The organism is Phaeovulum sp., from assembly GCF_030684035.1.
In the GTDB taxonomy this organism is placed as follows: domain Bacteria; phylum Pseudomonadota; class Alphaproteobacteria; order Rhodobacterales; family Rhodobacteraceae; genus UBA6213.
On record NZ_JAUXPI010000045.1, the window covers coordinates 62,318 to 83,503 of the forward strand.

Consider the following 21,186-nt stretch of genomic DNA (forward strand, 5'->3'; position numbering starts at 1 on the left):
GTTGGGAAGGGACAAGGTTCATGGAACAACTCATAGTTTCTCTGGTTTCGGGCGCGGTGGGTGGCACTGCCGTTGGCGCGGTGCTGAAAAAGCTCAGCCTCGGCAGAATTGGCGACGCGGTCATCGGCATTGCGGGTGGCGGGATCGGTGCCTATCTGGCAAGCCTTGTCGGCGTGTCTGGTGAGCTGCTGCCGGGTGCGCTGGATCAGACGGCGGGAAACGGTTTCAACGATGTCATGATGTCGATCGCTTCGGGGGCCGTCGGCGGCGGCGTGCTGCTGGTGGTGGTCGGCGCGATCAAGGGCATGATGGCCAAGTGAGAAGGCCCGGGCGGGGGGCAAGACCGCCGCCGCCTGCCTCAGATCTCCGCCGGGCGCGGTTGCAGCGGCGGGGTGATGCCCGCAGGCAGCGGGCAGGTGTAGGGCGTCGCCGCGAGGCGTGCACGGTGTTCGGCCTGTGCCTCGGTCAGCAGGCCCGGGGTGGTCAGCAGCTTTTCGGCGCAGCGCGACATTGCCTTGGCGGCATGCACGAGACCCTTGTGCGCGGCGGGCGATTTGCCTTGCGCGGTTATCTGCCAGCTATGCCCCGGCGAGCCGATGGCGTGGGTGGCCACCAGCGCCTGCACCAGCGGCACCTTCCAGCTGACATCGGCGACATCGGTGGATCCGATCAGCACCTCGCCATGCGGATAAAGCGGCACGACGTAATCGCAGAGCGGTTCATCGAAGCGGGGCGGCATGGCGATGACCTTGTAGGGGGTGGCGATTTCCTCGCGGGTCAACGTGGCCTGAATGGCGCGCGCATAGGCGCGGTCGGCGGCGTCGAACGGAACGCCGCCAAGCTCTTCAAGCGCTGCCTGCATGGTGGTTTCCATCACCCGGTTGCCAAGCATGTTGGAGACCGCCGAGACCACCTGAATTTCAACCTCGGTGCCGGTCATCAGCGCGGCACCGCGGGCGACGTTCTTCACCCGTTCGACAATTGCCAGCATGTCATGCAGTTGCATCGCGCGCACCAGGTGGCGGACCTTGGCGCGGCCCTGCACCACGTTCGGCGCGGAGCCGCCCGCGTCGAGGTAGGCGTAATGCAGGCGCGCATCCTGCGGGACGTGTTCGCGCAGGTAATTGACCCCGACCGACATCAGCTCTGCCGCATCAAGCGCCGAGCGGCCGAGATGCGGGCTCATCGCGGCGTGGCTGGTGCGGCCGGTGAAGGTAAAGTCGAGCCGCATGTTGGCAAGGCTCAGCGGATCATCGACGCGGGTGACAGGGTTCGGGTGCCAGGTGATCGCGGCATCGACGCCGTCAAAGGCACCATCGCGGACCAGAAAAGTTTTCGCAGCACCCCCTTCTTCCGCCGGGCAGCCGAAATAGCGCACCCGGCCGGGGGTGCCGGTGGCGGCGAGCCAGTCCTTGAGCGCGCAGGCAGCGAGGAGCGCGGCGGAACCGAGCAGGTTGTGGCCGCAACCGTGGCCGTTGCCACCCGCCTCCAGTTCGCGCGGTTCGGCAAGCCCCGCGACCTGGCTGAGGCCGGGAAGCGCATCATATTCGCCGAGGATGGCGATGATCGGGCCGCCAGTGCCAGCCTCGCCCATGACCGCAGTGGGAATGCCCGCGAGGTTTTCGGTGACGCGAAAGCCTTTCTGGCGGAGCATTGCGTTGTGTTCCGCGCAGGATCTGTATTCGGCATAAAGCGTTTCCGGCGTGCCCCAGACCCTGTCGGAAAGGCCGATCAGGTCGGCGGCATGGGCTTCGACACAGTCCCAGATGGCTTCGCTGTTGCGCATGGTCTTTCCTTGGGCAGCTTCGGGTTGGCACGCACCAAACCCCGGCGTGCGGCAAAGTGCAACCGCCATTGCCGCGCCCGGAAACCGCCGCCGCCCTTGCCTCGCGCCGCCCTGCCGCGTAAGGCTTTGGGCCAGAAACAAGAGTGGGCATGGCCATGGATGAACCGAAAACCCTTGTCTCCACCGACTGGCTGGAAGCGCATCTGAAAGACCCCGATCTGCGCGTGCTGGATGCAAGCTGGTACTTGCCGACGGCCGGGCGCGATCCGAAGGCGGAATACGCCAAGGTCCATATTCCCGGCGCGCGGTTTTTCGATATCGACGATATTGCCGACAGCCGCTCGAGCTTGCCTCATATGGTGCCGACGCCAGAGAAGTTCATCAGCCGGATGCGGGCGATGGGCATTGGCGACGGGCATCAGGTAGTGGTTTACGACACCGCCGGGGTGTTTTCCGCGCCGCGGGTGTGGTGGACCTTTCGGCTGATGGGCAAGCACGACATCGCGGTGCTGGATGGCGGGTTTCCGAAATGGCTGGCCGAGGGGCACCCGGTTGAGGACATGCCGCCGATCCTGCGCGAGCGGCACATCACCGTGCAGCGCCATGCCGAACTGGTGAAGAATGTAACGCAGGTTGCCGCCGCCTCGAAGCTGGGCGATCACGAAATCATCGATGCCCGCGCGCCGGGGCGCTTTGCGGGGGTAGATCCGGAGCCGCGGCCCGGGCTGCGTATGGGCCATATTCCCGGCTCGAAAAACGTGCATTTTGCCACCCTGCTGAACCCCGACGGCACGATGAAATCGCCCGAGGCGCTGCGCGCGGTCTTCAAGGCGGCGGGGGTCGATCTCAGGAAACCGGCGATCACCACCTGCGGCTCGGGTGTCAATGCGGCGATGCTGGCACTGGCGCTGGAGCTGGTGGGGCACCGCAACCATGCCGTTTATGACGGATCATGGGCGGAATGGGGCATGTACAACGACCTGCGCGTGGCGACCGCGAAAGCGGCAAGCGAGGCATGATGCTGCACGGTCTCAAGCCGCAGGCGGCCGACAAGATACTGGCGCTGATGGGGATGCTGAAGGCCGATCCGCGGCCGGACAAGATCGACCTTGGCGTCGGGGTTTACAAGGATGCGAACGGGCTCACCCCGATCATGCGCGCGGTGAAGGCTGCCGAGCGGCGGCTTTGGGAAAGCGAGACCACGAAAACCTACACCGCACTGGCGGGCGAGCCTGCCTTTCACGCGGCGATGGCCGCAATGATACTCGGGCCGGGTTACCCCGAGCCGCGGGTGGCGGCGCTGGCCACGGTGGGCGGCACCGGTGCGGTGCGTCAGGCGCTGGAGCTGGTGCGGATGGCAGCGCCCGATGCCACGGTCTGGGTATCCGACCCGACCTGGCCGAACCACCTGACGATCTTGAGCTACCTTGGCATCAAGACGCGGGCCTACCGCTACTTTGACGGCGAAAGCCGCGGTGTCGATTTTGCCGGGATGATGGCGGATCTTGCGCAGGCGACGGCGGGCGATGTGGTGTTGCTGCACGGCTGCTGCCACAACCCGACCGGGGCCAACCTGACGCTGCCGGAATGGGCCGAGGTAGCGGCGCTTCTGGAACGCAGCGGGGCGCTGCCGCTGATCGACCTTGCCTATCAGGGCTTTGGCGACGGGCTGGAGGCAGACGCGGCGGGCACCCGGCTTCTGGCCGCGAGGCTGCCGCAGGTGCTGATTGCCGCGTCGTGCAGCAAGAACTTCGGCATTTACCGCGAACGCACCGGCATATTGCTGGCCGTGACGCCAGACCCCGCGACGCGCGACCTGGTGCAGGGCAATTTCGCCTTTCTCAACCGGCAGAACTATTCCTTTGCGCCCGACCACGGGTCACGCCTTGTAACGATGATCCTGACCGATGCGGGGCTGCGCGCCGACTGGCAGGCAGAGCTTGAGGAGGTGCGGCTGGGCATGCTGGCCTTGCGCGAGCAACTGGCGGCAGAGCTGCGCCGCCTTTCCGGCTCGGACCGGTTCGGCTTTCTGGGCCAGCACCGGGGCATGTTCTCGCGCCTGGGGGCGAGCCCCGAGCAGGTGGAAAAGATGCGGCTGGAAAATGCAATCTACATGGTCGGCGACAGCCGCCTCAACATCGCCGGGCTGAACGCGGCGACGGTGCCGGTGCTGGCAAAGGCGATTATCGCCGCCGGGGTCTGATACCGACTGGCCCGAATGCAATAAAGGCAGGGCTTGCGCCCTGCCTTTGGTCTTTCAGCGCCCCGCGAGGATCAGGCGTGGTAGGCGCTTTCGCCATGCGAGGTAAGATCGAGCCCCTGACGTTCGTCATCGGCGGGCACGCGCAACCCGGTGATCGCCTTGACGATGTAGAGCAGGACCAGTGAGCCGATGCCAGCCCAGGCGATGGTGACCAGCACCGCCTTGGCCTGGATCAACACCTGCGCCGCGATCGAGAAATCTGCGTCGCCGGTGCCACCAAGGCCGGGGGCCATCAGAATGCCGGTGCCGATGGCACCGACCATGCCGCCGATGCCGTGCACGCCGAACACATCGAGGCTGTCATCGTAGTTGAACATCGCCTTGACCTTGGTCACGAAGATGTAGGCGATGGGCGAGACCACGAGGCCAAGCGCGATCGCGCCAACCGGGCCGGTGGTGCCGCAGGCCGGGGTAATGGCGACAAGCCCGGCAACCATGCCCGATGCCGCGCCGAGACCCGAGGCCTTGCCGCGGAAGATCACCTCGACCACCGACCAGGAAACGATCGCGGCGGCGGTGGCGACGAAGGTGTTGAGCAGCGCCAGCGTGGCCCCCGAGGTAGCTTCGAGGTTGGAACCGGCGTTGAAGCCGAACCAGCCAACCCACAGCATCGCCGCGCCGACCATGGTCAGGGTCATCGAATGCGGTGCCATGTTGTCCTTGCGGTGGCCGATGCGCGGGCCGACGACGAAGGCCGCCACCAGCGCGGTGACGCCGGCGTTGATGTGGACCACGGTGCCGCCGGCAAAGTCCACTGCACCCCAGGTGAAGATCAGGCCCGAGGCATCCCAGACCATATGCGCGATCGGGAAGTAGATCACCGTTACCCACAGGATTGTGAACAGGATCACCGCCGAGAACTTGATGCGTTCAGCGAAGGCACCGATGAACAGCGCGGGGGTGATGGCCGCAAAGGTCATCTGGAAGGCGATGAACACATACTCGGGCAACATCACGCCATCGGTGAAGGTGGCTGCCAGCGAATCCGGTGTGACCCCGGAGAGGAAGACCTTGCCCAGGCCGCCCCAGTAGGGCGAAGTGCCGCCGCCGAAGGCGAAGGAATAACCGTAAAGCACCCAGATGATCATCACCACGGCGGTGATCATCGTGGTCTGCATCAGCACCGAAAGCATGTTCTTGGAGCGCACCAGGCCGCCGTAGAACAGCGCCAGGCCCGGAATGATCATGAACAGCACCAGAACCGATGCCATCATCATCCAGGCCACGTCGCCCTTGTCTACGATTGGTGCGGCGGCCTCGACCACCGCCTCGACCGCCGCTTCGGCGGCGGGTGCTGCGTCCTGCGCGAAGGCAGGCAGGGCCAGCGCTGCGAACGCAGCGGCAAGGCCCGGGAGTTTTGCAAATTTCATCATCTCTCTCATGTCCCTTGTTGCGGCTGCCTTTTAGAGCGCCTCGTCATTCACATCGCCGGTGCGCACGCGCACTGCCTGCGCCACGTCCAGCACGAAAATCTTGCCGTCGCCGATTTTCTGGGTGCGCGCGGTGCGGGCGATGGTTTCCACCACCTCGTCGGCCAGCGCATCGGGCACCACGATCTCGAGCTTGACCTTGGGCACGAAGTTCACGGCGTATTCGGCACCGCGGTAAATTTCGGTATGGCCTGACTGCGCGCCAAAACCCTTGATCTCGGATACCATCATGCCGCGCACGCCGATGGTGGTGAGCGCCTCGCGCACCTCCTCGAGCTTGAACGGTTTGATTGCTGCAATGATGAGTTTCACGTCGTCATCCCTTCCTCTGTCGCCCCAGATGCCGCAGGTTTGGGCATCACTGCTGCCAGAGGGCGCGATTTGCAGGTGCAGCACAAGATTTGCGGCAGGTGCAAACGGGTGGGAATCCGCGCAGATCGCACAAGTTTTGCACAAATGGTGGGCGATGCCTAAAATATAGGCAGTTGCAAAAGCGAATCACCCTGCAAAGCCACTCCACATCAGCGCTGTCGGCATGTAAGCTGGCGGGCAAGAAACGGGCGGTGGTGCAGGTAGCAGATGGCACAGATGGGCGGCAGGCGGCCCCTGGTTGCAGATAAACGGTATTCGGCGGCGCGGCCGCAACCCGCGAAGCCCGCGCCGAAACCGGCTGCGGCAAAGCCTTCGCGCGCCCCTGCCCGACGGCGGCGGCACCGCAACCCGCTGGTGGCCGGGGTGGCCTGGCTTTGGCGCGGCATCTGGAGGGTGATCTGGGGCATCGGCTGGCGGCTTGGGCTGGCCGCTGCGCTGATCCTTGCGGGCACGGTATTCTATTTCCAGAGCCAGTTGCCGGAACTGACCGCGCTGCTTGATGCGCGTCAGCGCGGCTCGGTGACAATGCTTGACCGCGACGGCAAGGTGTTCGCATGGCGCGGCGAGACCTTTGGCGGCCAGATCACCGCCGAAACCGTGTCGCCGCATTTGAAAAACGCCGTGATCGCGACCGAGGACAAGCGTTTTTACGGCCATTTCGGCATCAGCCCGCGCGGCATTGCCAGCGCCATCCGCATCAACCTCGCCGAGGGGCGCGGGCCGCTGGAGGGTAACGGCGGCTCGACCATCACCCAGCAGGTGGCCAAGCTTTTGTGCCTTGGCGTGGCCTTTGACCTGGCGAAATGGAAGACCGAGGCCGAATACGAGGCCGACTGCCGCCAGGGCAGTGTCTGGCGCAAGATCAAGGAGATCCCCTTCGCGGTTGCGCTGGAGTTGAAATACACCAAGGACGAGATCCTGACGATCTACCTCAACCGCTCCTACCTTGGTGCGGGGGCGCGCGGGTTCGAGGCGGCAAGCCAACGCTATTTCGGCATTTCGGCGGCCAATGTGACCCCGGCCGAGGCGGCAATGCTGGCAGGTCTGCTCAAGGCCCCTTCACGCTATGCGCCCACCGCCAACTTGCAGCGCGCCCAGGACCGGGGCGCGCTGGTGCTGGGGCTGATGCACGATCAGGGCTATCTGAAGGATGCCGATTACACCTATGCGATGGCGCACCCCGCGCAGCTTTCGCAAGCCGCTGCGGCGCGGGCGGGCGGGTTCTTTGCCGATTGGGTGATGGAGTCCGGCCCCTCGTTCCTGACCCGCGAAACCACCGAGGATGTGATCATTTCGACCACCTTCGACCAGCGCATCCAGACCGCGGCCGAGGCAGCCCTTGCGGCGGTGTTCGGGGCCAAGCTGCGCGAGGGCAGCGAAACCCAGGCGGCAATCGTGGTGATGTCGGCGGATGGCGCGGTGCGGGCCATGGTTGGCGGGCGGCGCACCCCGAACGCGGGCGATTTCAACCGCGCCACGCAAGCGCTGCGGCAGACCGGATCAACCTTCAAGCCGTTCGTCTATGCGGCGGCGCTCGATCTGGGCTACACCCCCGACAGCATCATTCTTGACGCGCCGCTGACCATCAACGTGCGCGGCTCTGGCCCCTGGTCGCCGGAGAATTACGGCAAGGAATATTACGGCGAGGTCACGCTGACCACGGCGCTGGCGCGGTCGCTCAATACTGCTGCGGTGCGGCTTTCCGAGGCGGTTGGGCGCGATGCGGTGCGCGCGGTGGCAAGCCAGTTCGGCTTTGCCTCGACGCTGGCCGATGGCCCGGCGCTGGCGCTTGGCGTTTCGGAATCGACCCTGCTGGAAATGACCGGTGCCTATGCGGGCATCCTGAATGGCGGCACCTCGGTGCGCCCCTACGGATTGATCGAGCTGCGTCTGCAAGGCGAGGATGCGCCGCTGATCGGGCAGGCGGGCGGAATGGGTGAGCGGGTCATCACCCGCGCCGCCGCCGCCGAACTGACCTGGATGATGACGCAGGTGATCGAAGCGGGCAGCGGCGGGCGGGCGCGTCTGCCCGACCGGCAGGCCGCTGGCAAGACCGGCACCACACAGGCGGCGCGCGATGCCTGGTTCATCGGCTTCACCGCCGATTATGTGGCGGGCGTCTGGATGGGCTACGACGACAACACGCCGCTTGCGGGGGTTACCGGTGCCGGGCTTCCGGCGGAAATCTGGCAGGCGGTCATGGTCAACGTGCACGAAGGCCTGCCCGCAACCCCGCTGCCAACGGCTTCGCCCGAAAGCTGGCGCGCTGCCCCCACGGCCCCGCCCGGGCAGGGTGGCAACCAGAACGAAGACCCGATCGGGCGGCTCCTGCGCGAAATCTTTGGTGCCCGCGGCAACTGAGCGGCGCGGCGTTCAGCCGCGCGCGCGCAGATCGGCAATCATCGCATCAAGATCGCCGCGGCGGCGGTCGAGCATGGCACCCATCTCGATGCGCTCGGAGTTGAGCAGATCGACGCCCTCGATCACGATGTTGAAGAAAAGATCGCGCCCGGACGCGCTGGAGACATACCAGAGCAACTCAAACGGGGCCTCGCCTTGCAGATAGGCGACCGAGCGCACCTCGTAGAAGCTTTTCAGCGGCCGCGAGCCGGTGACCTCGATTCGCGCGCCGATGAATTCGCGGAAACGGCGGCCGTATTTGTGCGACAGGTAGATGCCGAAGGCACGGGTGTAGGCGCTCATCTGCGCGGCGGTTGCCTGCCGCGCCGCCGCGCCCAGCGTGGTGCGGGCGATTGTGGTGACATCGGCGTAGCGGGTGAAGATGCCCTCGAAATCGGTCAGCATCCGCGCTTCGGAACGGCCCGAGTTGATGATTTCATGCACCTCGCCCACCGCGCGGTCGATCAGCGCGCGCGCGCTTGCATCATCCAGCGCCGCTGCCGCGCGCGGCAGGATTGCCAGCGCCATGGCACCCGCAAGTGCGCCGCCAAAGCTGCGGCGGGTGAGGCGGCTATTGGGCATAGGGGTCAAATACATCTTCATCGCTTGTTGCTCCCAGCGCGAAGCGGCGATTTTGCAGATAGATCAACCGCGCCTGCGCATAGCTGTCGGCGCTTTCGTTCAGTATTGCCGTTACCGAGCCCGCATAGCGAAGGTTGCCCGCGGTGTTTCCAGTCAGCCGGATCAGGCGCACCTTGTTGTGCTGATGCACCGTAAGCACCGCGCCAAGCGGGTCGATGAACACATCGATTACCCTGCCGAAGGCGTCGCGCTCGGTCGAGGGGCCGATGATGGGAAGCTCGATATAGGCACCTTCGCCGACGCCCCAGACATAGAGGGTTTCGCCAAAATCGGTGTAGTGCTCAGGCAGTCCGAACGAGGTGCCCGCCGCATCGAACAGCCCGCCAACCCCGAAGGTGGTGTTGACCAGCAGCCGGAGCGTGTTCATCACCGCTGGTTCGACGCGTCCCTGAAGCAGCGAGTTGAAGATCTTGTTGGGCAGGCCGAGGTTGCCGGCAAAGTTCGCCGCCACTTTCAGCACCGGTTCCGGCAAGGCAGAATCACCGCCCGCCGCACCTGCCAGCACACCGCTCAGCGCTACGTTGAAGGCATGGGTTTCACGGTTCGCGGTCTCGTAGGGGTCGAAAATACCGCTGGGCATTTCGCGCACGCCGCACCCGGCAAGCAGCAGCGCCGCAAGAAACGGCACCGAAACGCGCGGAATGAAAAGCAGGCGCGGCATCAATAGCCCTCCCTTGCGTGCACGGCTTGATGACAGGCAGAAGTCATCGCGCTGCACACCCCAGAATTGTAGCATATTCCGGCGATGAAAACCCCTCCTTGCCAAAAAAGTCTGGCATGCATGCGCCGGGCCGCTCATATCGAAGCACAAACTCGCGACATGCGCCCGCGGAATGCGCCGGATTCAAAGTTTGCGCAGCAGCTCCAGCGTCGGCCAGGCGTCGGCGGGAAGCCCAAGCCGCATCTGCTCTTTTTGCACCGCCGTACGGGTCATTGCCCCCAGAATGCCATCGACCTTGCCCACATCATGGCCGCGCGCCGCCAGCGCGCGTTGCAGCGCCTTCATGTCTTCAAGGCTCAGCAGCGGGTCGGGGGTGCCGGGCTGATAGGCCGGCGCGCCCAGCAGCCGCGTCGCGTAATAGGCGGCGGTGGTGACATAGGCAAAGCTCTGGTTCCACTCGAAAAGCACGCTAAAATTCGGGTAGGCGATGAAAGCCGGCCCCTTGCGCCCCATCGGCAGCACTACCGAGGCCTTCAGCCCGCGCGCCAGCGACCCTTCGCGCGCGCGCACGCCGCGTTCGGACCAGTCGGCGGTGGAAAGCTGGGTCTCCAGCCCGGTTTTCGACCAGTCGAGACCCTCCGGCACGATGACTTCCTGCAACCACGGCTCGCCTGCCCGCCAGCCGAGGCTCTGCAACATCCTGGCACCCGATAGCAACGCATCGGCGGGTGAGCTGCGCAGGTTCACATGACCGTCGCCATCACCATCAACCCCGTTTCGCTCGATGTCGATCGGCAGCATCTGCACCTGCCCGATTTCGCCCGCCCAGGCACCGACCCCGGCAATATCGAAATCGCCGCGCGCGAAAAGCCGGGCGGCGGCAAGGATTTGCGGGCGGAAAAGTTCGGGTCGGCGGCAATCGTGCGCCAATGTCACCAGCGCATCGCGGGTGTTGTAATCGCCCTGAAACGCCCCGAAATCGGTCTCCAGCCCCCAGAACGCGGTGAGCACACCGCGCGAAACACCGTATTCGGCCTCGGCCCGGTCGAAGATGGCGCGGTATTTCGCGAGGTTCGCGGCCCCGGCCTGCATGCGGTTCTGGCTGACCAGAAGCCGCGAAAATTCGATGAAATCCTTGCGAAAAAAGCTCTGCGCACGGTCGGCGCGCAGCACCCGCGCATCTTGCGTGACCCCGGCAAGGAACCCATCAACCTGCCGGGCGGTCAGCCCCTCGGCGCGGATCTCGGGCTTAAGCGCGGTGACAAAGGCCGAAAAATCGCCACCGCACTGGGCATGGGCGGGGGTGGTAAGCAGCAGCATCGCAAAAGCGGGCGAGAGAAATCGCATGGGAACCTCGTGAGGAAAAACCCGGCCAGACTATCACCCGGCGGTCATCTGGCAACCCGGCGCGCGTGGCCGCAAGGGCACGTTTGCGGCGAATTCGCACAGCGGGCGGGGCTGTTGCTTGATTTTTACAATGTTGGCCACATCGTCATGTGTATCCGCCCCGGAGTCTGACAATGGAAATCTTGCCGAAAGAGCTTCTGACCAAGCTGCGCGCGGCGCAGGACAAAGCCGAGCGTCGGCGTTCGCGGTTGCGGGTGGTGGCGGGCGGGCAGAGCTATACGGTTCTGCGGCGCTGGAAAGGCGGGCTGGCGCTTGACGCCGCGCAGGTTTCACAACTGCGCGGGCTGGTCGCCCTGCACGATGGTGGCCGCCATCTGGCAACCTGCCTGATCGTCGCCTCGGCGGTCGAGGACGGCGAGTTGATCTGCTCGATCAAAAGCGAAATCGCGGTGCGCGACCGTGCCGCGCTTGATTTCGTGCGCGACGAGGCGGCACCCGTGGGCTACCTGCCGCGCGCCTGAAAATTATTGCAGATCGGCAAAGGCCGCCTGCAACCGCGCTACAGCTTCGGACACCAGCTTGCGCGGCGTGGCCAAGTTGAAACGCAGAAAGCTCTCGCCGCCCCGTCCGAAGCTCGGCCCGTGGTTGGCGGCGATCCGCGCCAGCTTTTCGACGCGCCGGGTGAATTCGTCCACCTCCATGCCGGTGCCGGAAAAATCGACCCAGGCGAGATAGGTGGCTTCCAGCGGCATCGAGCGCAGGCCGGGAATGGCGTTCACGCCAGCGTCGAACAGTTGGCGGTTGCCATCGAGATAAAGCCTCAGCGCATCGAGCCAGGCGGCACCTTCGGGCGAATAGGCGGCGGTAGCCATGGCCATGCCGAAGGAATTCGGCGAAATGCCAAGTGCGGCCATCCGCGCGGCAAAGCGGGCGCGAAGCCCGGGGTCGGCGATGATGACATTGCCGATATGGGCACCGGCGATGTTGAAGGTCTTGGTGGTGGCGCTCAGCGTGACCAGCCGCGGGGCAATTTCCGGCGCGGCCAAGGCCATGACCGTGTGGTGCTGGCCGGGCATCAGCAGATCGTGGTGGATCTCGTCGGAGACCAGCACAAGGTCGTGGCGGGTGCAGAACTCGGCGACGCCACGCAGTTCCTCGACCGACCAGACCCGGCCGCCGGGATTATGCGGCGAGCAGAGGATGAGCATCTTTTCGCGCCCGGTCATCTGCGCATCCCAGGTAGCAAAATCCAATTCGTAACGGTTGCCGACCAGCGCCAGCGGGCATTCGACCACCTCGCGCCCGGCGGCGCGGATGACCCGGGCGAAGGCGTGATAGACCGGGGTCATCAGCACCACACTGTCGCCCGGTGCGCTGAAGGCATCAACCGCGATCGCGGTGCCGTTGACCAGGCCGTGGGTGGTAAAGACCCAGTCCGTTTCCACCGCCCAGCCATGGCGGTTCTGCATCCACCAGCGGATTGCGGCGTGATAGGCGGCGGCATCGCCAAAGTAGCCATAGATGCCATGCGCCAGCATCGATTCGAGCGCTTGTTGCACCGCCTGCGGCGGGCGAAAATCCATGTCGGCCACCCACATCGAAATGCCATCGGCGGCGGGCACGCCGAAGATCGGCTCCATTCCATCCCATTTCACCGAATGGGTGCCGAAACGGTTGATGACTTCGTCAAAGTCGGGGGTCTGGCGCATCCGGGGTTCCTTGCAGCGGGGGCTTTCGGTTTTTGGGTTATATCGGCTGTGACGGCGGCGGCAAATGCCGATTGCGCGGCACTTCCTGGCATTGCAAGGCCGCACAGCTTCGCCTAAATCAGCGGCCATGACCCTGCGCCCGATCCTGATTCATCCCGACCCGCGGCTGAAAAAGCTGTGCGACCCCGTGGCGGCAATTGACCGCGACCTGCGCAGGCTGGCCGATGACATGCTGGCGACCATGTATGAGGCCCCCGGCATCGGCCTTGCCGCGCCGCAGGTAGGGGTGCTCCGTCGGCTTTTCGTGATGGATTGCATCAAGGATCACGCTGCGGCACCGCAGCCCATGGTGCTGATCAACCCCGAGGTCACCTGGGTTTCCGAAGCTACGCGGACCTATGAGGAGGGGTGCCTTTCGGTGCCCGAGCAGTTTGCCGATGTCACCCGCCCCGCCGAGGTGCGGATGCGCTGGACCACGCTTGAGGGCAAGGTCGTGGAGGAGCAGTTCGACGGGCTTTGGGCGACCTGCGCGCAGCATGAATTCGACCATCTGAACGGCAAGTTGTTCCTTGACTACCTCGGTCCGCTCAAGCGCCAGATGATCACCCGCAAAATGGAAAAGCTGAAGCGCGAACGCGCCCGCGAGACGTTTTGAGCCTGCTTCCCATCCTCGAATGGCCCGACCCTCGGCTGGCGCAAGCCTGTGCGCCGGTAGCCGAGGTGACGCCAGGGCTGCGCGCGCTCGCCGCCGACATGCTGGAGACGATGTATGCTGCCCCCGGCCGTGGCCTCGCCGGGCCGCAGGTCGGGGCGATGCTGCGCATCTTCGTGATGGATGTGACCTGGAAAGAGGGGCGACCCGACCCGCAGGTGATCCTCAACCCGGTGATCGAGCCGCTGGGCGATGCAGTCTGCACCCGCGCCGAGGGGTGTCTGTCGATCCCCGGCATCTTGACCGATATCACCCGCCCGGCCCGGGTGCGGATGCGCTGGAGCGATCTGGAAGGCGTGGCACATGAGGCAGTGCTGGAGGATTTTGCTGCCGCCTGTGTGCAGCACGAGACCGACCACCTCGACGGCGTCGTGACGCTGATGCGGCTTGCCCCCGAGGCGCGGGCGCGGTCCGAGGCGGAGTATCGCGGGTGAGCGTGCGCGCCTGCCTGCCCTATGCCGACCGCCGCCTGCACCAGCCCGCCGCCCCGGTTGCCGCGATCACCGAAACCGTGCGGATGATCTGGGATGACATGATCGAGACCATGGAGGCGATGCCGGGCGTTGGCCTCGCAGCGCCGCAGATCGGCATCTTGCTGCGGCTGGTGGTGGTGGATGCTTCCGAGCGGCGCGGGCAGGCGGTGCGGATGGCCAACCCCGAGGTGCTGCATGCCTCGGCGCAGCTGCGCAGCCATGACGAGGCGAGCCCCAACCTGCCCGACGTTTCGGCACGGGTCGAGCGGCCGCGCGCGGTGACGGTGCGGTTCCTCAATGCCGCGGGCGAGGTGGAAGATCGCGATTTCGTCGGCCTCTGGGCGACTTCGGCGCAACACCAGATCGACCATCTGGATGGAAAGCTTTATGTAGATCACCTGAGCCCGCTGCGGCGCAAGATGCTGGTGGCGAAGTCGGCGAAACTGGCGCGTGGTTAGCGCCTGCGGCGCGCGCGCAAGGGGGGCCAGCCCCCCTCGGCCCGTGCCGGGCCTCACCCCCCGGGGTATTTTGGCGATGAAGATGGGGCTTGAGTTCCGCCTGCGGCGCATGGCGAAATGGACCGGGCCGCTGACAGGGGAAAACGGATGAAGATCGTGTTCATGGGGACGCCGGAATTTTCGGTGCCGGTGCTGGAGGCTGTGGCGGCGCGCCATGAGGTGGTTGCGGTCTATTGCCAGCCGCCGCGGCCTGCCGGGCGCGGCAAGGCACCGCGCTCCGCGCCGGTGCAACTGCGGGCCGAAGCTCTGGGTCTGGCGGTGCGGCATCCCGCCAGCCTGAAAGGTGCCGCAGAGCAGGTGGAGTTCGCGGCGTTCGGTGCCGATGTTGCGGTGGTGGTGGCTTATGGGCTGATCTTGCCGCGCGCGCTGCTGGAGGCACCGAAGTTCGGCTGTCTCAATATCCACGCCTCGCTGTTGCCGCGCTGGCGCGGGGCGGCACCGGTGCAACGCGCGATCATGGCGGGCGACGCCGAAACCGGGATCTGCATCATGCAGATGGAGGCGGGGCTGGATACCGGGCCGGTGCTGCTGCGCGAGGCAGTGGTGATCGGTGCCGAAGAGACAAGTGGCGAGCTGCATCAGCGGCTTTCGGCGCTCGGGGCGCGGCTGATCGTCGATGCGCTGGCGCATCTGCCCGATCTGGCAGCGGTGGCGCAGCCTGCCGAAGGGGTGAGCTATGCTGCCAAGATCGACAAGGCCGAGGCGCGGATCGACTGGACGCGGCCTGCCGAGGAAACCGCGCGCCAGATTCGCGCTCTCGCACCCTTTCCCGGCGCATGGTGCGATGTTGCCTGCGAGCGGGTGAAGATCTTGCGGGCGCGGGCGGTAGCGGGAAATGCTGCGCCGGGAAGCGTGCTTGGCGGCTTTACCGTGGCCTGCGGCGAGGCGGCGCTGGAAGTGCTGGAGGCGCAGCGCGAGGGCAGGCGGGCGATGACCGCGGCAGAGCTGCTCATGGGGCTGGAATTGCCGGAGCGGCTTGGTTGAGAGGGCTTGATATGCCTGCATCCGCGCCCCCATATCTGGCAAAGCTTTGCAGCGAGGCTTTGCCATGCCGATCATCGCCCTCATCATCATCGGTGCCGCCGCCGGGTTGATTGCCACCCGCACCATGCGGCTTGAGACCGACCTTTTCGCCACCATCGGCATTGGCGTGCTGGGCGCTCTCTTGGGCGGTCTGGTGCTGCGTATCTTGTTGACCATTACCGGCTGGATGGCGGGGTTCGTGGGGGCCGTGCTGGGGGCGATGGCGCTGATCTGGCTCTGGCGCAGCTACGGGCCGCGGCGCTGACATGGCATCAATCCGCGGCATGATGGCCGCCTCGCTCGATGGGTTTGCCGCTGATGCCTCGGGCGGGGTCGGGTGGCTTGCACCCTTCGAAGCTGTCGATTGGGGCTACGCGGGGTTCCTGGCAGAGATCGGCACCGTGGTGATGGGGCGGCGGACCTATGCACAGGCGCTGGAGCTTTCAGCCGAATGGCCCTACCCCGGCAAACGCGCGATTGTCGTGAGCCGCACCCTCAGCCAGCCGCTTGCAGGTGGGGCAGAGCTTTGGTCGGGCGGGCTGCCCGCGCTCGCCGCGCATCTGGGTGCCTCCGGGGGTGGCGATGTCTGGGTGGTCGGCGGGCCGATGCTGCAATCGGCGCTGATCGGCCTCGGGGCGCTGGATCGGCTGGAGCTTGCCGTGGTGCCGCGGCTTCTTGGCGCGGGGGTTCCGGCCTTTGCCAGAGGCGCGCGGCCCGGGCGGCAGCCGCGCCTTGCGGGGCTGCGGCAATTGCCGCTCGGCATGGTGATGCTCGATTACCGCTTCGGCGAACCGGGGCGGGGCGGGCGCGCCTTGTAATCGGGAAGCGACCAGCCAAAGGCGAGGCCGCCCGCGCGCATCGCGAAGGTCACCCCCGCGCAGGCCAGAAGCGCAGGCAGGCCGGGCCAACCGAGCGCGCCCGAAATCAGTGCTGCGGCAGCACCGCAAAACGCCGCAGTCAGGTAGAATTCACCCTTGCGCAGGATCAGCGGCACCTCGTTGCAAACCACATCGCGCATCAGGCCGCCGAAAGACCCGGTCGCCACCCCCATGATCAGCACGATTACCGGGCCGTGGCCGAGGCCGATCGTCACCCCTACGCCCGCAGGCACCGCCACCGCCAGCGCACAGGCATCAAGCCACAGAAGCGCGCGGTAGCGGCTTTCCAGAAGATGCGCGGTAAAGAATACCGCCACCGCCGCCAATGCTGCGATGACCACGAATTCCGGGCGGGCGACCCAGAACACCGGGTCACGGCCCAAAAGCAGATCGCGCAACGTGCCGCCGCCGACTGCGGTCAGGCAGGCGATGAAGATGAAGCCCACAAGGTCAAGCTGCGCCCGGCTGGCGACCAGCGCCCCGGTCAGCGCAAAGACCAGAACAGAGGCGTATTCGAGGGCTACAAGCGGGGTCATGCCACGCGGCCCTTGTAGGGGGCCATTCCGGCGCGCGCCAATTCGTCGGCGCGTTCGTTCTCGGGGTGCCCGGCGTGACCCTTGATCCACATCCAGTTCACCTTGTGGCGGGCTTGCGCGGCATCGAGCCGCTGCCAGAGATCGACATTCTTCACCGGTTTGCGATCGGCGGTTTTCCAGCCGTTCCTTTTCCAGCCGGCCATCCAGGTGGTGATGCCGTTCTTCACATAGGCCGAATCGGTTGTAAGGGTGATTTCGCTGGCGCGCGCCAGCACCTCCAGCGCCGCTATCGCCGCCATCAGTTCCATCCGGTTGTTGGTGGTCATCGCCTCGCCGCCCGAAAGCGTGCGTTCCTTGCGCACCGTGCCGCCGTCGAGCGCGCGGACCAGCACCCCCCAGCCCCCCGGTCCGGGGTTGCCGCTGCAGGCGCCGTCGGTCCAGGCAAAAAGCTCGGTCATGGGTTCTTCAACGTGTAAATACCCTCGGGGGGTGCGGGGGGCAGAAGGCCCCCCGCCTGCTCAGGCGTGCTCGAGTGCAAGGCGCACCCCCAGCGCGGCGAACGAGGCGGCGAAGGCGCGGCGCAGCCATGCCATGACCTGCGGGCGGCTGAGCACCGTTTGCCTTCCCGTTGCGGCAAGCGCGGCGTAGCCCACGAAGGTCGCGAAGGTCAGCGCGGCAAATGCCGCCCCGAGTTCGGCCATCACCATCGGCCCATCGGTCGGTGCCATGAACTGCGGCAGGAAGGCGATGAAGAACATCGGCAGCTTCGGGTTGAGTAGGTTGAGCATGATGCCGCGACCGACAAGCCGCGATATCGGCTGTGCCGCGGCGGGCTTTACCTGCAGGCCGCCGGTTCCCCGCAAGGTGCCCCAAGCCATCCACAGCAAATAGGCGACGCCCGCGTATCTGATTGCCTGAAACAGCACGGCCGAGCTGTGCAGCACTGCCGCCAGCCCGACCAGCGCCACGCCCAGATGCACCAGCGTTGCGACAGTACAGCCCAGCGCCGCCCATATTCCCGCACCCAGTCCCTGACCCAGCGCCACCGACAGTGTGTAAACCACGCCGATCCCCGGCGCGAGACAGACGACAAGCGCCGTCAGCAGGAATTCCCAGCTCATCTTGCCTCTCTCAGTATCCGCGGCACCTTGAATTCCACATCTTCGCGCGCGGTTTCCACCAGCTCGAGCGTCACCGCAAAGCGGTTGCGGAAAGCGGCGATGACGGCATCGACCAGCACTTCGGGTGCGCTTGCTCCGGCGGTCACCCCGACCGCGCCGGGGGTGCCAAGCGCGCGCCAGTCGATATCTTCGGCCCCCTGCACCAGTTGCGCGTAGCCGCAGCCCGCAGCGCGCCCGACCTCGACCAGCCGACGCGAGTTGGACGAGTTCGGCGCGCCGATCACCAGCAGCGCATCGATCTTCGGGGCAATTTCGCGCACCGCGGCCTGGCGGTTGGTAGTGGCGTAACAGATGTCCTCCTTCGCGGGGCCGACGATGGCGGGAAACCGCGCCTGCAGCGCTGCAATCACCGCTGCCGTGTCATCGACCGAAAGCGTGGTCTGGGTGATATAGGCCAGCCGCGCCGGATCGCGCGGGGCCAGCCGCGCGACATCGGCCACGGTCTCGACCAGCAGCACCTCGCCCGCCGGCAGCTGGCCCATGGTGCCGAGCACCTCGGGGTGGCCGGCATGGCCGATCATCACCATTTTCAGGCCCTCGTCGTGGTGGCGCGCCGCTTCGGCATGGACCTTGGAAACCAGCGGGCAGGTGGCATCGACAAAGACCATGCCGCGCGCCGCCGCCGTTGCGGGCACCGATTTCGGCACGCCATGCGCCGAAAAGATCACCGGGCGGTCGGCGGGCACATCGTCAAGCTCCTCGACGAACACCGCGCCCTTGGCGCGCAGGCCATCGACCACAAAGCGGTTGTGCACGATTTCGTGGCGGACATAGACTGGTGCGCCCCATTTCTGCAACGCAAGTTCGACGATCTTCACGGCGCGGTCCACGCCCGCGCAAAAGCCGCGCGGCGCAGCGAGGTACAGGGTCAGTGGCGGCTTCGGCATTGGCGGGTCCGGGCTCTTGGTGCCGTCCAGAGGTAAGGCGGGGCGTGCGCGAGGTCCAGCCCTAGAGTATGACTGGCGCAGATAGAAGCGCCTGACAGACTCCAGCTTGCTGGTTTGCGTCTGTCTTGCGACAAAACCGGTGGCCGCTTTTGCCGGACAGGCTCTAGGCGGAAAAGCCCATTGCCTGCGCCGTCAACCAGCCGACAACCGCATAGCGGCCGGTCTTGGCGAAAGTCACGAACAGCGCAAACAGCCAGATCGGCGTGCGCAACACCCCGGCGACCAGCGTTGCCAGATCGCCCCCGGGTGCCCAGCTCAACAGCAGCACCCAGACCCCCCAGCGCGCAAACCACGCCTCGGCGCGCGCCATCTGCGCGGCAGATGCCGGGAACCAGCGCCGGTTGCGCCAGCGGCTTGCGCCGCGCCCCAGCCCGTAGGTGATGAAAGCACCAAGCGTGTTTCCCGCCCCCGCGATCAGCACCAGCAGCCAGATCGGCCCGACGCCAGAAAGTTGCAGGCCGACAAACACCACTTCGGATTGAAACGGCACCGGCGATGCCGCCAGCATCGCCAGAAGGAACAGACCTGCAAGGGCAGCGGTGGCTTCCATGCCGCCAGTTGACGCAAAGCCGCGGAGGGCGCAAGCGCCCTCCGCTTCGCTCATACCTCTGAGGGCGTTTCCTCATCGCGGTCGAGCCGGGGCTCGCGCGGTGGCCGCCCGATCACGTCGCGCAGCGCGTCAAGTTCGATGAAATTGTCGGCCTGACGGCGCAGCTCATCGGCGATCATTGGCGGCTGGCTGCGGATTGTCGAGACCACCGAGACCCGCACCCCCTGCCTTTGCAGGCTTTCCACCAGCGGGCGAAAATCACCATCGCCGGAAAACAGCACGGCATGGTCAAGCCGGGGCGCAAGCTCCATCGCATCGACGGCAAGCTCGATGTCCATGTTGCCCTTGACCTTTCGCCGGCCCATGCTGTCGGTATATTCCTTGGCCGGTTTGGTGACCATCGCGTAGCCATTGTAGTTCAGCCAATCGACCAGCGGACGGATTGGCGAGTATTCCTCGTTTTCCAGAAGCGCGGTGTAGTAGAAAGCCCGCAGAAGTTTGCCCCTCCGCTCGAATTCCTGACGCAGCAGTTTGTAATCGATGTCAAACCCAAGCGCCTTTGCGGCGGCGTAGAGATTCGAGCCGTCGATGAACAGCGCCAGCCGTTCGTCCTTGTAAAACATCTCATTCCCTTTTTGAATCACGCCGAGTCTCAAAATGCTGGTCAGAAAGGCTTACTGGAAAAAGGACTCGGCTTCAGTCTGTAGCTACAGATAACGGGAAAGCGGTGGCGAATGGTATCTGTCGAAAAAGACAGTAGCACAGTTTTGATCGCGCTCGGTGGCAACCTGCCGGGGCCGACGGGCGACGTGGCAGGCACGCTGCGCGCGGCGCTGCAAATGCTGGCGGCGCGCGGCCTCGCGCTGGCGGCGGTGTCGCGGTTTTTCACCACTCCCGCCTATCCGGCGGGGTCCGGCCCGGATTATGTAAATGCCTGCGCGCGGCTGAGCACAACCCTGCCACCGCTGGCGATTCTGGCGGAACTCCACGCGGTTGAGGCGGCATTCGGGCGGGTGCGGAGCAGCCGCTGGGCGGCGCGCGGGCTTGACCTCGACCTTCTCGCGGTCGGGCAGGCGGTATTGCCCGATGCGGCAACCGCAGCGGCATGGCGTGATCTGCCCCCGGACGAGCAGCTGCGGCGCAGCCCGGACCAGTTGATCCTGCCGCATCCGCGCCTTGCCGAACGCGGTTTCGTGCTGATTCCGCTTGCCGATATCGCCCCCCGCTGGCACCACCCTGGCTTGCACAAAACCGTGGCAGCGATGGTCGCCTGCCTGCCTGAGGCAGAAAAAGCGGCGATTCGGCCGCTTTCTGGCCAGGCAATCAGGGATTCGGCGCTTGTCATCGCACCGCCGACCGCCTAAATAGACGCTCCACCTCCCCCGCTCGACAATGGAGTTGCCGATGGCCCGCGTGACGGTTGAAGATTGCGTTGACAAGGTTCCGAACCGGTTCGAACTTGTCATGCTTGCGGCGCACCGTGCCCGCGAGATTCAGGCTGGCTCGCCGATCACCATCGACCGCGACAACGACAAGAACCCGGTCGTCGCGCTGCGCGAGATTGCCGATGAAACGCAGGCCGCCAGTGACCTGAACGAGCGTCTGATCGCCTCGAACCAGACCCAGATCGAGGTTGACGAGCCCGAGGAAGACCGGATGTCACAGCTCATGTCCGGCGAGCCTGACAGGCCGCGCGATGACGATATGGACGAGGCGCGGATGCTGCGGGCATTGATGGACGCGCAGGGCCGCGACTGA

At 65.7% G+C, this 21,186-nt stretch carries 26 protein-coding genes; 13 read left to right on the forward strand and 13 right to left on the reverse strand.

What is annotated here, in order from left to right:
- Positions 1-20 precede the first annotated feature (20 nt).
- The gene (locus tag Q8J98_RS10590; RefSeq protein ID WP_305294315.1) at positions 21-320 is read left to right on the forward strand and encodes a hypothetical protein; all 300 of its coding nucleotides are present in this window, start codon (positions 21-23) and stop codon (positions 318-320) included.
- Positions 321-358: 38 nt separating this feature from the next.
- Here the strand turns inward: Q8J98_RS10590 and Q8J98_RS10595 are convergent, their stop codons facing one another.
- Positions 359-1,786, reverse strand: coding sequence for an amidohydrolase (locus Q8J98_RS10595; protein WP_305294316.1), 1,428 nt, complete (start codon positions 1,784-1,786; stop codon positions 359-361).
- Between the two features lie 149 nt (positions 1,787-1,935).
- On the opposite strand from Q8J98_RS10595, the gene sseA reads away from it, so the two are divergent.
- Positions 1,936-2,805 (forward strand): 3-mercaptopyruvate sulfurtransferase, encoded by an 870-nt coding sequence (gene sseA, locus Q8J98_RS10600; RefSeq protein ID WP_305294317.1) that lies wholly within the window; start codon positions 1,936-1,938, stop codon positions 2,803-2,805.
- The gene (locus Q8J98_RS10605) at positions 2,805-3,989 is read left to right on the forward strand and encodes an amino acid aminotransferase (RefSeq protein ID WP_305294360.1); all 1,185 of its coding nucleotides are present in this window, start codon (positions 2,805-2,807) and stop codon (positions 3,987-3,989) included. The genes sseA and Q8J98_RS10605 overlap by 1 nt, the downstream gene beginning before the upstream one ends.
- Before the next feature lie 71 nt (positions 3,990-4,060).
- Here the strand turns inward: Q8J98_RS10605 and Q8J98_RS10610 are convergent, their stop codons facing one another.
- Together Q8J98_RS10610 and Q8J98_RS10615 are read right to left on the reverse strand one after the other, a co-directional pair.
- Positions 4,061-5,422, reverse strand: a complete 1,362-nt coding sequence (locus Q8J98_RS10610; RefSeq protein ID WP_305294318.1) for an ammonium transporter — start codon at positions 5,420-5,422, stop codon at positions 4,061-4,063.
- A 30-nt stretch (positions 5,423-5,452) separates the two neighbouring features.
- On the reverse strand, positions 5,453-5,791 hold the full coding sequence (locus Q8J98_RS10615) for a P-II family nitrogen regulator (protein ID WP_305184869.1): 339 nt from the start codon (positions 5,789-5,791) through the stop codon (positions 5,453-5,455).
- Positions 5,792-6,058: 267 nt separating this feature from the next.
- On the opposite strand from Q8J98_RS10615, the gene Q8J98_RS10620 reads away from it, so the two are divergent.
- Complete coding sequence (locus Q8J98_RS10620) at positions 6,059-8,212, forward strand: transglycosylase domain-containing protein (protein ID WP_305294319.1); 2,154 nt, start codon at positions 6,059-6,061, stop codon at positions 8,210-8,212.
- A gap of 12 nt (positions 8,213-8,224) precedes the next feature.
- On the opposite strand, the gene Q8J98_RS10625 is transcribed toward Q8J98_RS10620, so the two are convergent.
- From Q8J98_RS10625 to Q8J98_RS10635, 3 genes are all read right to left on the reverse strand, one after another.
- On the reverse strand, positions 8,225-8,833 hold the full coding sequence (locus Q8J98_RS10625; RefSeq protein ID WP_305294361.1) for a phospholipid-binding protein MlaC: 609 nt from the start codon (positions 8,831-8,833) through the stop codon (positions 8,225-8,227).
- Positions 8,823-9,554 carry a VacJ family lipoprotein gene (locus Q8J98_RS10630; RefSeq protein ID WP_305294320.1) on the reverse strand — a complete coding sequence of 244 codons (732 nt, stop codon included), beginning with the start codon at positions 9,552-9,554 and terminating at the stop codon, positions 8,823-8,825. Before Q8J98_RS10630 ends, Q8J98_RS10625 begins: the two co-directional genes overlap by 11 nt.
- A 183-nt stretch (positions 9,555-9,737) precedes the next feature.
- A complete protein-coding gene (locus tag Q8J98_RS10635) occupies positions 9,738-10,901 on the reverse strand; it encodes a lytic murein transglycosylase (protein WP_305294321.1) in 1,164 nt (387 codons plus the stop codon).
- Positions 10,902-11,074: 173 nt separating this feature from the next.
- Between Q8J98_RS10635 and Q8J98_RS10640 the strand changes: the two genes are divergently transcribed.
- Positions 11,075-11,422, forward strand: coding sequence for a hypothetical protein (locus tag Q8J98_RS10640; RefSeq protein WP_305184874.1), 348 nt, complete (start codon positions 11,075-11,077; stop codon positions 11,420-11,422).
- A 3-nt stretch (positions 11,423-11,425) separates the two neighbouring features.
- Here the strand turns inward: Q8J98_RS10640 and Q8J98_RS10645 are convergent, their stop codons facing one another.
- On the reverse strand, positions 11,426-12,610 hold the full coding sequence (locus Q8J98_RS10645) for a MalY/PatB family protein (RefSeq protein ID WP_305294322.1): 1,185 nt from the start codon (positions 12,608-12,610) through the stop codon (positions 11,426-11,428).
- A 127-nt stretch (positions 12,611-12,737) separates the two neighbouring features.
- Here Q8J98_RS10645 and def (Q8J98_RS10650) point away from each other — a divergent pair, with 127 nt between their 5' ends.
- From def (Q8J98_RS10650) to Q8J98_RS10675, 6 genes are all read left to right on the forward strand, one after another.
- On the forward strand, positions 12,738-13,265 hold the full coding sequence (gene def / locus Q8J98_RS10650; RefSeq protein WP_305184876.1) for a peptide deformylase: 528 nt from the start codon (positions 12,738-12,740) through the stop codon (positions 13,263-13,265).
- Positions 13,262-13,756, forward strand: coding sequence for a peptide deformylase (gene def, locus Q8J98_RS10655; RefSeq protein WP_305294323.1), 495 nt, complete (start codon positions 13,262-13,264; stop codon positions 13,754-13,756). The genes def (Q8J98_RS10650) and def (Q8J98_RS10655) overlap by 4 nt, the downstream gene beginning before the upstream one ends.
- Positions 13,753-14,253, forward strand: coding sequence for a peptide deformylase (gene def, locus Q8J98_RS10660; RefSeq protein ID WP_305294324.1), 501 nt, complete (start codon positions 13,753-13,755; stop codon positions 14,251-14,253). The genes def (Q8J98_RS10655) and def (Q8J98_RS10660) overlap by 4 nt, the downstream gene beginning before the upstream one ends.
- A gap of 147 nt (positions 14,254-14,400) precedes the next feature.
- Positions 14,401-15,297, forward strand: coding sequence for a methionyl-tRNA formyltransferase (fmt, locus tag Q8J98_RS10665; RefSeq protein WP_305294325.1), 897 nt, complete (start codon positions 14,401-14,403; stop codon positions 15,295-15,297).
- A gap of 64 nt (positions 15,298-15,361) precedes the next feature.
- A complete protein-coding gene (locus Q8J98_RS10670) occupies positions 15,362-15,601 on the forward strand; it encodes a GlsB/YeaQ/YmgE family stress response membrane protein (protein WP_305294326.1) in 240 nt (79 codons plus the stop codon).
- 1 nt (position 15,602) lies between these two features.
- Positions 15,603-16,154 (forward strand): dihydrofolate reductase family protein, encoded by a 552-nt coding sequence (locus tag Q8J98_RS10675; RefSeq protein WP_305294327.1) that lies wholly within the window; start codon positions 15,603-15,605, stop codon positions 16,152-16,154.
- On the opposite strand, the gene Q8J98_RS10680 is transcribed toward Q8J98_RS10675, so the two are convergent.
- The 6 genes from Q8J98_RS10680 to Q8J98_RS10705 form a co-directional block, all read right to left on the reverse strand.
- Positions 16,112-16,750, reverse strand: coding sequence for a trimeric intracellular cation channel family protein (locus tag Q8J98_RS10680; protein ID WP_305294328.1), 639 nt, complete (start codon positions 16,748-16,750; stop codon positions 16,112-16,114). The two genes, Q8J98_RS10675 and Q8J98_RS10680, sit on opposite strands and share 43 nt — an antisense overlap.
- The gene (rnhA, locus tag Q8J98_RS10685; protein WP_305294329.1) at positions 16,747-17,208 is read right to left on the reverse strand and encodes a ribonuclease HI; all 462 of its coding nucleotides are present in this window, start codon (positions 17,206-17,208) and stop codon (positions 16,747-16,749) included. The genes Q8J98_RS10680 and rnhA overlap by 4 nt, the downstream gene beginning before the upstream one ends.
- 60 nt (positions 17,209-17,268) lie before the next feature.
- Positions 17,269-17,871, reverse strand: a complete 603-nt coding sequence (locus Q8J98_RS10690; RefSeq protein ID WP_305294330.1) for a LysE family translocator — start codon at positions 17,869-17,871, stop codon at positions 17,269-17,271.
- Complete coding sequence (ispH, locus tag Q8J98_RS10695; RefSeq protein WP_305294331.1) at positions 17,868-18,818, reverse strand: 4-hydroxy-3-methylbut-2-enyl diphosphate reductase; 951 nt, start codon at positions 18,816-18,818, stop codon at positions 17,868-17,870. Before ispH ends, Q8J98_RS10690 begins: the two co-directional genes overlap by 4 nt.
- 163 nt (positions 18,819-18,981) lie before the next feature.
- Complete coding sequence (locus Q8J98_RS10700; protein WP_305184887.1) at positions 18,982-19,428, reverse strand: YqaA family protein; 447 nt, start codon at positions 19,426-19,428, stop codon at positions 18,982-18,984.
- Positions 19,429-19,478: 50 nt separating this feature from the next.
- Positions 19,479-20,051 carry an NYN domain-containing protein gene (locus Q8J98_RS10705; protein ID WP_305184888.1) on the reverse strand — a complete coding sequence of 191 codons (573 nt, stop codon included), beginning with the start codon at positions 20,049-20,051 and terminating at the stop codon, positions 19,479-19,481.
- 111 nt (positions 20,052-20,162) lie between these two features.
- Between Q8J98_RS10705 and folK the strand changes: the two genes are divergently transcribed.
- On the forward strand, positions 20,163-20,792 hold the full coding sequence (gene folK, locus Q8J98_RS10710) for a 2-amino-4-hydroxy-6-hydroxymethyldihydropteridine diphosphokinase (RefSeq protein WP_305294332.1): 630 nt from the start codon (positions 20,163-20,165) through the stop codon (positions 20,790-20,792).
- 40 nt (positions 20,793-20,832) lie between these two features.
- Positions 20,833-21,186 (forward strand): DNA-directed RNA polymerase subunit omega, encoded by a 354-nt coding sequence (gene rpoZ / locus Q8J98_RS10715; RefSeq protein WP_305184890.1) that lies wholly within the window; start codon positions 20,833-20,835, stop codon positions 21,184-21,186.